This is a genomic window from Streptomyces europaeiscabiei (assembly GCF_001550375.1).
GTDB classification, from domain to species: domain Bacteria; phylum Actinomycetota; class Actinomycetes; order Streptomycetales; family Streptomycetaceae; genus Streptomyces; species Streptomyces europaeiscabiei.
Window position 1 is genome coordinate 1 of the sequence record NZ_LRTR01000626.1, and the last position, 13,934, is coordinate 13,934.

Consider the following 13,934-nt stretch of genomic DNA (forward strand, 5'->3'; position numbering starts at 1 on the left):
AGCAGAAGCCGGGCGCGTCCGGGTCGGGGCCGATGACGGGGGTGTCGTCGGGCGTCGAGGTCCGCAGCCCGGCCCAGGCCCTGCGGACGTGCCGCACCGGCAGCGCCACCACCGCCCGGAACCGGTCGAGGGCCAGCGCCACATCGCGGTCGTCGGGCCGTACGTCACCGGGCGGGACGGGCGTGGCGTCCGCGGGAGAGACCAGCAGCCCGCCGGACTCCGGGCGGGCGTAGAACGTGTCCGCCACGTCGGAGATCATCGGCCAGTCCGCGATGCCGGCCGCCGTACCGCCGGGCAGGCCCTCGGTTCCCGGACGACGCGGGTGTGGCGGCCCCGGGTGGCCGCTGCTCCCCGCATCGCCGGAGCGGTCCGCCGACGCCCGGTCCTCCGGGAGGGAGGCGAGCGCCGCCGTGCGCCGGTACGACACCAGGCCCTGGACGGCGGCACCGGCCGACACCGCCACCTGGTCGGCCCAGGCACCTGCCGCGTCGACCACGACCGGCGCGGAGAACTCCCCGGCCGCGGTGGTGGCGTGCCACTGCCCTCGGCGGAAGGCCAGGCCGTGCACCCGTGCGCCGGTCACGACAGTCCCGCCCGCTGCCTTGAGACCACGCAGGAAGCCCTGGAGAACGGCGTCCGTGTCGATGTCGCGGGCGCCCGGCTTGTACAGCGCGCGGTCGAAGGCGCCGGGCCGCAGCGCCGGGCACAGGGCGAGCGCCTGGTCGCGGTCCAGCTCGACCGCCGGCTGCGGGGCGGTCGTGCCCGAGGCCTTCGCGGCGTCGAACTCCCTGCCGGTGTCCGGGGTCCCGAGGGCGAGGACGCCACGCGGCCGCAGCAGTTCGGTGACGGGCGAGAACCCCGCCGGGGGTCTCTCGTAGAAGGCGCGGGAGGCCACGGTCAACTCCCGTACGACGGTGTTCCCGTAGTACTCGGAGAAGAGCGCCGCAGACCGCCCCGTCGCGTGCGTGCCCGGAGTCCGCTCGGCCTCCAGCAGCGTCACCCGGCCGCCGGAGCGGCCCAGGAAGTACCCGGCCGCGGCGCCCGCGATGCCTCCCCCGACGACCAGGACGTCCGACAAGCCGCTCACCGGCCCTTCCTGGGCAGGGTGGCGGCCGCCACGCACAGCGCCAGCAGGGTGAGACCGGCCGCCACGGCGAACCCCCGGGCCACTCCCGTGGACAGTCCGGCCCCGGCCTCGCCCGACCCCCCGGCCCCGGACGACCACGCGACGGCGCCGAGCACCGCCAGCCCGGTGGCGCCGCCGATCTGCCGGGCCATGTTGACCAGCCCGGAAGCCGCGCCCGAGTCCTCGTCGGCGACCTTGGAGAGCGCGGCCAGAGTCAGCGGCACCCCGGTGACGCCCAGACCCGCGTACGTCAACACGGTCGGCACCAGCATCCCGGTGGCGTACCCCCCCGACTCGCCGATCCTCGCCAGCCACAGGATCCCGGTGGTGGCCACCAGCAGACCGCCGCAGACCAGCGCGCGGGTGCCGAACAGCGCGAGGAGTGGGGAGCCTGCTTTGGCCCCGATGACGAGCAGGCAGGTCAGCGGGAGGTAGACGAGCGCGGTGCGCAGCGGACTGTAGTCCCAGACCTGCTGCAGGAAGAGGGTGAGGAAGAAGAAGATGCCGAACACGGCGGTGCTGCTGAGCGCCGTCACGGCGTAGGTGCCGAAGCGGGTGCGGTCGACGAACAGCCGTAACGGAACCAGCGGTTGGGCGCTGCGCCGCTCGATCACCACGAACACGGGCAGCAGCACGGCCGCCGAGCCCAGCGCGCCCAGGACCGGGACGGAGGACCAGTTGCCGCCCCCCGATGCGCCGTCGATCAGCCCGAAGCACAACAGGAGCGCGGCGAGGGTGCCGGTGACCGCCCCCAGGACGTCGAACGCGCCGCGTGCGCGGGGGGTTTCGCGCAGCACCCCGGCGCCGACGGCGAGAATCGCCACGCCGAGCGGGACGTTGACGAACATCACCCAGCGCCAGGACAGGTACACGGTGATCAACCCGCCGACCAGCAGCCCCACGCCGCCGCCGGCCGTGGCCACGGCCGTGTACCAGCCCACGGCCCGGTTGCGCCCCGGCCCCTCCGGAAAGGTCACCGCGATCAGCGACAGCGCGGCGGGCGAGGCCGCCGCGGCTCCCACCCCCTGAGCCGTACGGCAGACGGTCAGCAGCCACGCCTCGGTGGCGAACCCGCCGAGCAGCGAGGCGACGGTGAAGACCGCCACGCCGGTCATGAACAGACGCCGCCTGCCGAGGATGTCCCCCGCCCGGCCGCCCAGCATCAACAGCCCGCCGAAGGCGACCGAGTACGAGGCCACGACCCACTCCAGCTCGGAGCCGTCCAGACGCAGCGACTCCTGGATGTCGGGCAGCGCCACATTGACGATGGTCGCGTCCAGCAGGAACATCAGCTGCGCCGAGGAGATCACCGCGAGCGCGACCGACCGCCGCCGGCTGCCGTTGTCGTCCTCGGGGGATTCCGAGGTGTCGGCGGCGGTGCGCGCGGACGCCGTCATCGGCGGGCGGCGTATTCGATCTCGAGACGTTCCCGCAGGGGGTGCCGCAGCACCTTGCCCAGCGAGTTCTTGGGCAGCTCCCACACGAACTGGACCCGGTCGGGCCACAGCACCTTCGCCATCCGCTCGTCCGCGAGATGGCCGTGCAGCGTCTCCAGGGTGGGCGGCTCGCCCTCCGGCACGACGACGGCGCAGACCAACTCGCCGCCCGGGATCCGCGGGTCGGGGTAGCCGACGAGCGCGACCTCCTTGACGGCCGGATGCCGGGTCAGCACGGACTCGACCTCCAGGGTGGAGACCTTCTGGCCGCTGCCCCGGGTGATCTGGTCGACGCTGCGGCCGACGATACGGATGCCGCCCCGGCCGTCGTCGCGGGCCAGGTCGCTGGTGTCGAACCAGCCGGCCGCGTCGAGACAGGCCTCGTAGACCTCGCGCCGGCCCAGATAGCCCAGGCACTGCGAAGCCCCGCGCACCAGCAGCCGCCCGGCGTCGCCGTCCGCCTCGACGGCGATCCGCAACTCCATCCAGGGCTCCGCGCGGCCGTCGCTGCGGCCCGCCCAGCCCTCCGGGTCGTCGTCCCGGGTCACCGTGACGGCCCCGTTCTCGGTCATGCCCCACAGGGCGCGCACCGGGATGCCGAAGACCTCGCGCACCTGGGCGATCAACTGCGGCTGGATGGGGGCGGAGCCGGACACGATCTGCGCCACGCTCGCGGTGTCGCGCGGCTCCTTGCGCTGGGCCGCCAGCAGGTCGACGAGGTATGCCGGAGAGGCGTAGGCCCAGGTGACACGGTGGGCGGCGATGAGATCGAGAAGCAGCTCCATGTCCCGGTTGGCCTCCTGCATCACACAGGTGGCGTGCAGGAGCAGCGGCATGTAACAGGCGTAGGTCAGCCCGGCCATGTGCGTGGCGAAGTTGGGGATGGAGATGACGTCGTCCCCGGTGAGCCGGTGGGGCTCGGAGACCGCGAGCACCGCCGCGTGCAGGGTGTTCTGGCTGTGTACGACCCCCTTCATCCGGCCGGTCGTGCCGGAGGTGTAGAGCAGCAGCGCCGGGTCGTCCGGGCCCGACTGCCGCGCCGTGGAGAGGTCGTGCCGCTGCTCCCACGGCATACGGACGAAGAACTCGTCGAAGTCGACCGCGCCGGTGGCGGCGGCGTCGCCCACCACGACCCGATGGGCGAGGGACGCGGGGGCCGCCTCGGCCAGCCGGGCGCCGTAGTCGATGTCGTCGAAGCGGTCGACCGTGACGCAGATCCGCGCGGCGCTCTCCTCCAGTATCTGCCCCAGTTCCCGCACGTCCAGCGCGGGGATCACCGGGCAGGCGACGGCGCCCACCCGGTGACAGGCCAGGTACAGGGGTGTCAGGACCCAGCGGTTCGGCAGGTAGAAGGCGACCACGTCGTCGCGTACGACGCCGAGTTCGGTGAGCGCGGCAGCGAACCGCTCGACCAGGTCGGCGAGTTCGGCGTAGCTCACCACCCTGGTGAGTTCACGGCCTTCGTACGCGATGACGGCGGGATGGTCCGCTTTGGTACGGGCCGCTTCGGCCAAGTCGGCCAGAAACGTTTCCTCCCGCCACCAGCCGGCTGCCCGGTATTTCGCGGCCGTCTCGGGTTCCGGAATAACCAGCGTGTCCCATTTGCCCACTGAAGCGCCCCCGCTCTTCGTACTTCGAGATTGGTACTTGAGCACGAATCCGGTGGCCGAGCCTAGAGGATGACCGATGGCCGCGGTAGGCGGAACGGGGAAATCCGATTCTGTTTATCAAACGCACAGCGCCATCACTCTTCGTTCAAAAGCGTGCAGTGTCCACTATTGCGGCGATCCGTGTCCCGTGCGCGTAAGCGATAAGGCACTTGACAGGCGGAGGTGAAGAGCGTGAGGCTGCGACGGCGTCCACTCTGTCTACGGCAATGCGCGAGAGCACTGGAGGCACGGTGAAGATAGGCCTGCTCGGCTGGGACTATTCGGGAATCGATCCCGATGGCATAAGCCTGGTGGAGTACGGTCGGGAGCGCGGGCATGAAATGTCGTTCTTCACGCTCGAGGAGATCGCCTATCGCCCCGGCCCGTCCGGCGTGGCGCTCACCCTGGGCGGGGAGCCCGCGGAGGCCTTCGACGCCGTCATCAACCGCTCCAAGCTGTACGGGGACGACTGGCAGGACCGCGTCGAGCGGCTGACCATGCTCAGCAACCTGCCCGGTCTGCGGCTCTTCGACCCGGCGGACGTCTGGGTGACGGGTTACAGCAAGTTCCTGATGGCCCAGCGGCTGGCCGCCGCCGGGCTGCCCGTGCCGCCCATCCGCTCGGCGGCCTCGCTCGCGGACGTCGAGGAGGCCTGTCAGGAGTGGGGCGAGGTCATCCTCAAGCCCTCCTTCGGCTATCGCGGCACCGACGTGGAACGCGTCGCCGACTTCGCCGCCGACAAGGCCGTCGCCGAGGAACTGCTCTCCCGTTACCCGACCCTGGTGTGCCAGCGCTTCTATCCGACGTCGGGCGGCGAGTACCGGATCACGGTCGCGGGGGAGGCCACCCCGATCAACATGCTCAAGCTCCCGGCGGCGGGCTCCTGGCGCTGCAAGACCATGGAGGGCGCGACCTTCGAACGGTTCGAGGCCCCCGACGAACTCGTCGAACTGTCGCTGCGCGCCACCCGGGCCATGGGCATCACCCTGGCCGGCCTCGACATCCTCCCCACCCCGGACGGCTATGTGATCCTCGAGGTGAACCCGGTCCCCGGCTACCTCTCCATGCTGGGCAGAGAGCAGCACCGCGAGGTGCTCGGCGGAGTCCTCGACTGGGTCGAGGCGAAGACATCCGCCTAGGGTCCTGACCCGTCCCGCCACCAGCTCAGTACTCGCCAGGACCCAGGAGAGCCATGCGCTACATGACCTTCGGCCGGAACACCGGGCTGCGTGTGTCGGAGTTCGCCCTCGGTACGGCCAACTTCGGAGCGGGCGTCGGGGCACATCCCGAGGCCGCCGGACTCATGTGGGCCAGACGGGGCGACGGCGCCGGACGCGAGGACGCCCGCAAGGTCTTCGACCGGTTCGCCGAGGCCGGCGGCACCTTCATCGACACCGCCGACTGCTACCAGTTCGGCGAGTCGGAGAAGCTGCTCGGAGAGTTCCTCGCCGCCGACCGCGACCACTTCGTCCTGTCGTCGAAGTTCACCAACAGCGACTCCGTCCGGCCGGGCATCTCCGACACCGGCAACAGCCGCAAGAACATGATCCGGTCCGTCGAGTCCAGCCTGAGACGCCTGCGGACCGACCACATCGATCTGTACTGGGCGCACTTCCCCGACACGCTCACCCCCGCCGAGGAGATCCTCACCGCCGTCGACCAGCTCGTACGCAGCGGCAAGATCCTCTACGCCGGTCTCTCCAACTTCCCCGCCTGGCGCGTCTCCCGGGCCGTGACGATCGCGGAACTGCGCGGCTGGGCCCCCGTCATCGGCATCCAGACGGAGTACAACCTGGTCAACCGCACCGGCGAGCGTGAACTGCTGCCCATGGCGGAGGCGCTCGGTCTCGGTGCGGCCCTGTGGTCACCGCTGGGCGGCGGACTCCTCACCGGCAAGTACCGGCGTACGGCGGCCGGCTGGGTGAGCGACGAGAACCGCCGTCACCCGCGCAACGACACCGACCAGATCGAAGCGGTCGTCAACACCGTCCTCGCCGTGGCCGAGGAGACCGGACTCTCGGCCCCCCAGGTGGCGCTGGCCTGGCTGCGCGGCCGCGCGGCGCGCTCGACGACCGCGTTCGTGCCGGTCATCGGCCCGCGCGGCGTCGACCAGCTCGAGGAGTACCTCAAGTCCCTCACGGTCACGCTCACGGAAGAGCAACTGGCCCGTCTGGACGCGGTGAGCACCGTCGAGCTGGGCAGCCCGCACGAGATCGGCCGTCTCGTACGGGACTCCCTGATCGGCGGGGACCCCGGCCGGGTGGTCGCGCCGGTGGTGCCGGTGGCCTGAGCCGGCGGGTTCGGACCGCGCCTTCCGTGTCCGGGAGCTCAGTCCGTCCACGCCGGGTGATGGTGGACGGGTGTCGGCTCCAGGAACGGCGCGGTGTACAGCTGCGCCTCCGCCGCCTCCATCGGTTTCTCGCTGATCAGATGCGCGGCCAGCCGCCGCCCGGCGTACCCCAGGATGAGTGTCGGATCGCTGAGGGCCTTCAGACGCAGGACGAGATCGGCCTCGTCGGAGGCCTGGGGATCGGCGCACTCGTGGGAGGGCACCGCGCGGAACCCCAGCCCCGCCTTGAAACGGAGCAGTCCCGGCTGGGTCAGGTGGCCCATCAGATTCGGCTCGTTTCCCAGCGTCGCCCGTGCGTACCCCCTGGCCCGGGCCGCCCGCAGCACGGAGAAGTAGACGACGCGGGGAAGACTGGACCGCCGGTACGCCGCGCTCACCGCGGAGAACCGGAGCACCAGCGTGCTCACCGCCGGGCATTCCAGCGCGAGACAGCCGCCGACCAGCTCCTCCCCGTCGTACGCGAAGACCCCGAAGAACTTCCGGGGCCCGTGCAGGATGGCGTCCCGGTGGTCGAGCGCGAACGGGACGCCGTACCGCATGTCGGCCACCCGCTCCTGGTAGAGGGAGAAGAACCGGTCGAGCGTGGCCGGCGTCACCGGGTCCTCGACCGTCTCGCGCACCCCAGCCGCGGCTGCCTGGCGTTGAGCCCGACGGACGGTCTGGCGCGCCGAGCGGTCGAGTCCCGCCAGGAAGCCGTCCTCGTCCGCGCCGAGCTCCGCCACCCAGGTGAGGAGCGACGGCTTGCGGACGAAGCCCCGGCGCGTGAGTTCGTCCCAGGTGTCGGCAGGGGGGTTGGGCAGTCGGACGACGTCGATGTGCTGATCGGACCTGGTCCAGGGTTCCCCGGCCAGGTCCGAGGGCTCGATCAGGGCGAGCGCCAGGCCGTAGCGGTCCACGATCTCCATGGGCCGGGCAGGTCAGGCACGCACGGCGACGGAGTCCGCGGCACCGGGAGAGCCGACGGACTCCGACGCGACGCCGGTGAGACAGTCCGCGAAGCACGCCAGCGCGCGGGACCAGTTGGCCGAGTACTCCCTGACCAGGACGAGGAACTCGGCCGCCTGCGCCGGGTCCGTGACCACCCAGGTCATGCCGGTCTCGTCGTCGCTGACCTGTGCCGCGTGCACGGTCTCCGCCTTGATGTGGGAGTCGATCCAGGCGAACTGGTCGTTGTCGGCGAAGACCCGTTCCCCGTCCACCGAGACCTTCGCGTAGAGCCGGCGGAAGGCCACGGCGATGTCCAGCGCGATGGTCTCCACCACCCGGAGCTGGATCGCCGCGCCGAGCGGGGAGCCCGCGAGCCGGTCCATGTTCGCCAGGAGTTCGCCGATGCCCTCGGGCAGCTTCGCCGCCCTCCGCAGCTCGTCCTCGCCCAGCCGTGCCGCCAGCGGGGCGACGATGGTGTCGTCCCACCACACGTAGTGGATGCCGGCCGGACCACGCGGCGCCACGGCCCGGAACTCCGGGGCCGCGTTGTCCAGGTCGTCGCCGATCACCCGGTAGACCGTCTGGAAGGCGCCGAGGATGTCGTGCGTCGGCGCGTCCTGCGCCGAGAAGGCCCGGGCCATCTCGCCCATTCCGGCGATGGTGCTGAACATGAAGCTCTTCGTCATCGCCCGCCACCACACCCCGATGGTGAGCGCGGCCTGCGGGGAGACGGATACGGCGGCGCGTGCGGTGCCGAAGAACTCGTTGTCCGCCCGCCGCAGTCCCGCCCGGTCGATCTCCTTGTCCACCCGCTCGTCGAGTTCGGTACGGTCGGCGAGGGAGAACTCGGTTGCAGCAGTCACGATCACTCCAGAGAAGTGTGAGTATGACGAGGTTCGCTGAAACGGCCGATATGCGGCCGGGGTCAGACGCCGAGTCGTTCTTTCACCTCGGCGAAGAACGGGATGTAGCGGTAGTCGCGGGCCACGGGATCGTAGTCCGTGTACCTGTTGGTGAAATCCAGAAGCCGCTGACGGACGGCGGCGACCGGCTCCTCGTGGATCCTGCGCTCGATGTCCTGGATCGCTCCGAGGAACCGTGCCAGGACCACCGGGAGGTCCGGGCTCAGCTCGATCGCGCCGCCGGTCACCCGGATGCCGTCGTGCTCGCTCAGGTACCCGAAGAGCAGCTGAGAGGCGACGGCGTCGTAGTTGGGCCGCGGGATGCCCTCGACGGCGTAGCGCAGCAGCCGCTCGGCGAGGATGTACTCGTACGCGGTCCGCGCCTGCTCACGCGGGAGCTTGTGGTCGTTCAGCAGGACCAGCATCGCGGAGACGTCCACGCGCAGTTCCTCGAGTCCTGCAAGGGGTTTGTACTTCTTCGCCGACAGGAACTCGGGGATCGGCATGTCGCCCTGCCGGTGGTGGTATTCGTGCAGTCTCACCCACCAGGAAGAGGCCTGCTCCACCTGCTTGTCCGTCGCTCCCTGAAGAAGCGGGAAGCTTCCCTCGGCCATCACCGCGTCGATCATCTTCCGGGTGATCCGGTTGTGCCGTTCGACGAACTTGTCGATGAAGTAGAAGATGAGGTCGTCCGGATCCTGGATCCCGTCGAAGTGGTTCTCCGGGAACAGGGCCACCACCACCCGCGACCGGAAGCCGTCGGACTGCCCCGTGATGGTGACCGGAGCGGTGTTGCTGCCGTACCGTTCGGCGAGGTGCGGATCGGTGGGAAGGACCTCGTAGGTGAGGTAGTCGAGCGACAGGGACGGAAAGTACGAGGCGTCGAACAACGAGAAGATGTGGTTGTCCCGACGGCTGTTGATGTGTTCCTTCGTGGCCCGCAGTCTGGATCCGGGAGTGAAGGTGCCGAGGTCCTCCAGAAAGGCCTGGACTATCGGCTGTCGCCGTAAGTGAGTGGATCCTTCGAGCCGGCGGGCCAACTCCTTCAGGGTGTCCGCCTCGCGGAACGAGGAAGGCGGGCCGAGCTCTCCCCGCAATTCATTGACTTCCGCGAACACCGAGCCCATGTCGATGCCGATCAACAAATGCCCCCTCCCCGTTAACTCCGGAGCACGCTACCACGCCCGGATGTTCGAATCTTTGCGTTCTCCGGTATTGCTTCGGCCGTTCACTTCTGCCTTTCCCCGCAATTCAGCAGGAATCGGGTCGCGGGACGGAGAGGGCCTTATGCAGGACGGAGCAGGGCGGATCGGCGATGAGGCAGAAGTGGTTGCCGGGGACGCTGACCTCCTGGACGGGGGCAGTGCTCAGCGCGCTCCACGGGCGGCGGTCCGCGTCGTCGTCCTGGTCGCCGACGATGGTGGTGACCGGACAGCCGAGCAGCGGCTCGGGCGCCATGGCGTAGTCGTGGAACATGCGGCCGTCGGCGATCAGATAGGGCAGGACCACCTCCTGGAAGATCGGGTCGGCCGCCATCTCCGCGTCGCTGCCGCCCATCCTGACCAGATCGTCGAGCAGCCGGTCGGGGTCTTCCTCGGCGACGAGGCCGGTGGGCAGCGGGGCGTCACGGGAGCCCGAGGCAAACAGGTGCGCGATGTGGATGCCCCGGCGCTGCAGCGCGCGCCGTCTCCAGGGCTATGGGAGCGCCCAGGCTGTGTCCGAAGAAGGCGAGTGGGAGATCCGCCAGCGGTTCGAGCGCTTCGGCGATGTCGGCGGCGAGCCGGACGAGGTCGTGCGGGGGTTCCTCGTCCAACCGGTCGGCGCGCCCCGGGTACTGGACGGCGTGGACCTCCACCTCGGTGAGCGACTGGCCCCAGGAACGGTAGAAGCCGGCCGACCCCTCGGCGTGCGGGAAGCACACCAGACGCATACCGGCTTCGGGCCGGGCGGTGTCGCGCGTCAGCCAGCGCGAGGTGTGCGCGGTCACTGGCGGGCCCCCTTCCGCGCGCGCTGCTGGCGAAGCCGGGCCGTGCGGGCCCTGCGGGCCGCCTCGGCGGAGGCCGACGGCGCCGTGTCCTTCCCCTGCTCACGACTGGCGCGGATGAGCGTGACCTGGGCCGCCACGGTGGTTTCCTGGAACAGGGCGACGATCGACGGCCGCAGCCCGCAGTGCTGCTCCAGCGCGTCCTGCAGCTTGCACATGGCGAGCGAATGGCCGCCGAGATCGAAGAAGTTGACGTCCGGCGGCACCGTGGCCACCCCGAGCACCTCCGACCAGGCGGCGGTCACCTGGGCGGTGAGCGGATCGTCGGAGAGGGACGCGACCGAGGGGCGGTCGGTGAGCGGTGCCGCGGCGAGCGTCCGCAGCAGCGCGCGGTCGAGTTTGCCGTTCAGGTTGCGCGGCAGGACCCGCAACTCGCCGGGCACCATCACGGAGGGCAGCTCCCGCGCGAGGGCGCGGCGCAGCGCGACCGGGTCCGCACCCTCCCGTGAGGCTACGAAGCCGATCAGGCCCGATCCCCGGGCGTCGGGCAGGACGACCGCGTCCTGGACGCCTTCCAGCGGGCGCAGCGTCGACTCGACCGCACCGAGTTCCACGCGGTGGCCGCGGATCTTGATCTGGTCATCCCCGCGTCCGATGAAGTCCAGCCCGTGGTCGGTGTTCCGGCGCACGATGTCATCGGTCGGTACATGCGCGCGCCGGGCTCGCCAGCGAAGGGGTCGTCGAGGAAGACCGCCGCCGTGGCCCAGGGACGGCCGAAGTAGGCCCGTGTCACCCCGGCCCCGCCGATGAACAACTCGCCCTCCGTGCCCGGCGGTACGGGCTGGAGCTCGTCGTCGAGGACGTGGAGGCGCGCGCCGGGGATCGGGCCGCCGATGCTGACCGGTCCGACGCCAGTGAAGCGGTGGTAGGTGGCCCACACGGTCGTCTCGGTCGGGCCGTACTCGTTGACCAGCTCCACCCCGGGGGAGTGGACCGTGAAGTGTCGGTCGACCAGTGACCGCGGCAGGGCCTCGCTCGCCACGAACACCTGTCGCAGGGAGGCCAGTGGACCGGTACCGGCGCGTTCGGCGGCGTCGAGCAGCAGCCCGTAGAGGGTGGGCACGCACAGGGTCCGGGTCACACGGTGGCGGCCGACCAGGGAGACCAGTCGATCGGGGTCGCGCAGTTCGTCCGCCGACGCCACGACCAGGCAGGGCGCTGTCACGTTGTTGTTTCGGCCCGGTTGTTCAGGTACTTCGACTGTCGGTGTTCGACGGAGGGCATGACCTCGCGGTGGGCGGCGCCGTAGGAGCGGAGCTTGTCGGTGACGATCACCCGTGGCACCGTGCGGGTCTTCTTCAAGAGGCGTCGCAGGAAGCGCCTGGCCGCGGCCTTGTCCCGGCGGTCCTGCACGAGGATGTCCAGGACGTTGCCGTCCTGGTCGACCGCCCGCCACAGGTACTTCTGTTCCCCGTTGATCTTGATGCAGACCTCGTCCAGGTGCCATTTGTCACCAGGCCGGGACTGTCGGCGGCGCAGCGCGCTCGCGTACTGCTGCCCGAACTTGGCGCACCAGCGGCGCACCGTCTCGTAGGAGACGACGATCACGCGTTCGAGCATGAGCTCCTCGACCTCGCGGAACGACAGGGGAAAGCGGTGGTACAGCCACACGCAGTGGGGGATGACCTCGACCGGGTACCGGTGCCCCTTGTACGACGGCGGCACGGCCCCCACGAACAGCCCCCTCCATCACGATGAACCAGAAGATGATTCCACCCGGTCAACCAACGTGACAACGCCATCTCCGCTGTTCAGTACGCCTCCCCGGGACGCGACGACCGCTCCAACCGTTCGCTGAACAGGGAGTGGGTGGAACTCACCAACACCACCCGCAGGGCGGTCAACCTCGACGGCTGGACCCTGCAGGACGCCTCCGGCCGCACCTACACCTTCGACCACTACCGCCTGGCGGGCCGTGCCACGGTCCGTATCCACACCGGTGAGGGCCGCGACACCCGCACCGACCTCTTCCAGGACCGCCGCCACTACGTGTGGGACAACAACTCCGACACCGCCACCCTGCGCAACGACCGCGGCCGCTTCGTCGACGACGAGTCATGGAGCCGCGACCGTCACCACAACCGCGGCGACGCCCGCCGCTGACACCACACACCGCGTGGGAGGCTGACGAGCCACCCGCCCACACGCGTGAAACGGCGGCGCGCCCGGCCCGCAACGGCCCCGGCGCTCCGTCGGCGTGAGGCATGACGCTCCACGGGGTTCGAGGGGGCCAGGGCCCTGCGGTCAGCCCGACCACGTCCCAGCCATGGTTCATGGCGAGGTGTCGCTTCCGTCCTCGCGGAACAACGGCATGTCCCGGGCGATGTCCACACCGACCTTGACCACCCGCTCGGGCCGTACAAGCGTGACAGTTCAGGCTCTCCCCGCTGCTGCCCCATCCGGCCGGTGCGCAAGGCGATGGTGGTACCGGAGATGGCGGAGCCGACGCCGATTCCCGCGAGTCTGGAACCATGGTGGAGAATCGCTGCCATGAGTGAGAACGTCTACTTCCAGGTTTCCGCGAACGGCGAGGACCTCGGCCGCATCGTCTTCCGGCTGTTCGACGACGTCGTGCCGAAGACCACCCGCAACTTCCGTGAGCTGGCCACCGGCCAGAACGGGTTCGGCTACAAGGGCGCGCCCTTCCACCGGGTCATCACCGAGTTCATGCTGCAGGGCGGCGACTTCACCAACGGCAACGGCACGGGCGGCAAGAGCATCTACGGTGAGAAGTTCGCCGACGAGAGCTTCCAGCTCAAGCACGACCGACCGTTCCTGCTGAGCATGGCCAACGCGGGCCCGAACTCCAACGGCTCGCAGTTCTTCATCACCACCGTGGTGACCCCGTGGCTCGACGGCAAGCACGTCGTCTTCGGCGAGGTCGTCGAGGGCGCGGACATCGTCAAGACGATCGGGGCGCTCGGCAGCTCCTCCGGCGCCACCGCAAAGAAGATCGTCATTGAAGAGAGCGGCGTCGTCCCCACCGTCTGATCACCGTTCGTTTGGGGCGCCTGTCCAGCGCCCCAAACGGGCGTCCACGTGACGTGGACCACGGCCCCTGTGGCCTACTGGGCACGGCCGCTGCGAAATCCGTCGGATCGGCGAAGGCCCGGGAGCCGTGGTCGGAGTGGAACACTGCGCCGTCCAGGCCGCCGCGGGTCGAGGCCGCCATCCGCAGTGCGTCGGCGACCAGGCCGGTGCGCATGTGGCCGGCGATGGACCAGCCGACGACCTTGCGGCTGAAGCAGTCCAGCACGGTCGCGAGATCGAGGCTCGGGCGTTTCCCCTTGAGCTGGAGTGTTGCGACGATCGCTAGAACTCAAGCGTTCCCCTGGGGCCAATGGACTCGTCGAAGCCATGGGACACCGGGAATCGGGCAAAGCACGAACCACGATTGGACCAAGAGCGCCGACGTCCCTTATTGATCCGAAACTCAATCGGTTCTATTCGAGGGTGTAGCGGACGTGTGGGCCGCCGAAGTAGCCGCGGACGATGTGTGG

At 70.0% G+C, this 13,934-nt stretch carries 12 protein-coding genes and 3 pseudogenes; 4 read left to right on the plus strand and 11 right to left on the minus strand.

Annotated features, from left to right (window positions below; genetic code table 11):
- The 3 genes from AWZ10_RS30485 to AWZ10_RS30495 form a co-directional block, all read right to left on the minus strand.
- A partial coding sequence (locus tag AWZ10_RS30485) for an NAD(P)/FAD-dependent oxidoreductase (RefSeq protein WP_060892570.1) occupies positions 1–1,087 on the minus strand: 1,087 nt, incomplete at its 3' end.
- On the minus strand, positions 1,084–2,523 hold the full coding sequence (locus AWZ10_RS30490; RefSeq protein ID WP_060892571.1) for an MFS transporter: 1,440 nt from the start codon (positions 2,521–2,523) through the stop codon (positions 1,084–1,086). The genes AWZ10_RS30490 and AWZ10_RS30485, both read right to left, overlap by 4 nt.
- On the minus strand, positions 2,520–4,076 hold the full coding sequence (locus AWZ10_RS30495; RefSeq protein WP_052769489.1) for an AMP-binding protein: 1,557 nt from the start codon (positions 4,074–4,076) through the stop codon (positions 2,520–2,522). The genes AWZ10_RS30490 and AWZ10_RS30495 overlap by 4 nt, the downstream gene beginning before the upstream one ends.
- Positions 4,077–4,438: 362 nt before the next feature.
- On the opposite strand from AWZ10_RS30495, the gene AWZ10_RS30500 reads away from it, so the two are divergent.
- Together AWZ10_RS30500 and AWZ10_RS30505 are read left to right on the plus strand one after the other, a co-directional pair.
- The gene (locus tag AWZ10_RS30500) at positions 4,439–5,350 is read left to right on the plus strand and encodes an ATP-grasp domain-containing protein (RefSeq protein ID WP_078935167.1); all 912 of its coding nucleotides are present in this window, start codon (positions 4,439–4,441) and stop codon (positions 5,348–5,350) included.
- A gap of 53 nt (positions 5,351–5,403) precedes the next feature.
- Positions 5,404–6,501 carry an aldo/keto reductase gene (locus AWZ10_RS30505; protein WP_046703154.1) on the plus strand — a complete coding sequence of 366 codons (1,098 nt, stop codon included), beginning with the start codon at positions 5,404–5,406 and terminating at the stop codon, positions 6,499–6,501.
- Between the two features lie 38 nt (positions 6,502–6,539).
- On the opposite strand, the gene AWZ10_RS30510 is transcribed toward AWZ10_RS30505, so the two are convergent.
- From AWZ10_RS30510 to AWZ10_RS30530, 7 genes and pseudogenes are all read right to left on the minus strand, one after another.
- Positions 6,540–7,466: a GNAT family N-acetyltransferase gene (locus AWZ10_RS30510; protein ID WP_052769490.1), complete on the minus strand. Its 927-nt coding sequence runs from the start codon at positions 7,464–7,466 to the stop codon at positions 6,540–6,542.
- Positions 7,467–7,478: 12 nt separating this feature from the next.
- Positions 7,479–8,351: a DUF6202 family protein gene (locus tag AWZ10_RS30515; protein ID WP_046703155.1), complete on the minus strand. Its 873-nt coding sequence runs from the start codon at positions 8,349–8,351 to the stop codon at positions 7,479–7,481.
- Between the two features lie 62 nt (positions 8,352–8,413).
- Positions 8,414–9,535 (minus strand): DUF6421 family protein, encoded by a 1,122-nt coding sequence (locus AWZ10_RS30520; RefSeq protein ID WP_244172598.1) that lies wholly within the window; start codon positions 9,533–9,535, stop codon positions 8,414–8,416.
- A gap of 106 nt (positions 9,536–9,641) precedes the next feature.
- Positions 9,642–10,320: pseudogene (locus tag AWZ10_RS55835) on the minus strand (thioesterase II family protein).
- Between the two features lie 53 nt (positions 10,321–10,373).
- Complete coding sequence (locus AWZ10_RS51690) at positions 10,374–10,988, minus strand: phosphopantetheine-binding protein (protein ID WP_159058392.1); 615 nt, start codon at positions 10,986–10,988, stop codon at positions 10,374–10,376.
- Positions 10,898–11,578 (minus strand): AMP-binding protein, encoded by a 681-nt coding sequence (locus tag AWZ10_RS51695; RefSeq protein WP_159058393.1) that lies wholly within the window; start codon positions 11,576–11,578, stop codon positions 10,898–10,900. Before AWZ10_RS51695 ends, AWZ10_RS51690 begins: the two co-directional genes overlap by 91 nt.
- Before the next feature lie 23 nt (positions 11,579–11,601).
- Positions 11,602–12,108: pseudogene (locus tag AWZ10_RS30530) on the minus strand (IS6 family transposase); the annotation flags it as partial.
- Positions 12,109–12,174: 66 nt separating this feature from the next.
- On the opposite strand from AWZ10_RS30530, the gene AWZ10_RS30535 reads away from it, so the two are divergent.
- A complete protein-coding gene (locus AWZ10_RS30535; protein ID WP_060892572.1) occupies positions 12,175–12,537 on the plus strand; it encodes a lamin tail domain-containing protein in 363 nt (120 codons plus the stop codon).
- A gap of 387 nt (positions 12,538–12,924) precedes the next feature.
- Positions 12,925–13,425 carry a peptidylprolyl isomerase gene (locus AWZ10_RS30540; RefSeq protein WP_060892573.1) on the plus strand — a complete coding sequence of 167 codons (501 nt, stop codon included), beginning with the start codon at positions 12,925–12,927 and terminating at the stop codon, positions 13,423–13,425.
- A 121-nt stretch (positions 13,426–13,546) separates the two neighbouring features.
- Here AWZ10_RS30540 and AWZ10_RS54050 read toward each other — a convergent pair.
- Positions 13,547–13,708 (minus strand): annotated as a pseudogene (locus tag AWZ10_RS54050) (DDE-type integrase/transposase/recombinase); the annotation flags it as partial.
- Positions 13,709–13,934: the final 226 nt, after the last annotated feature.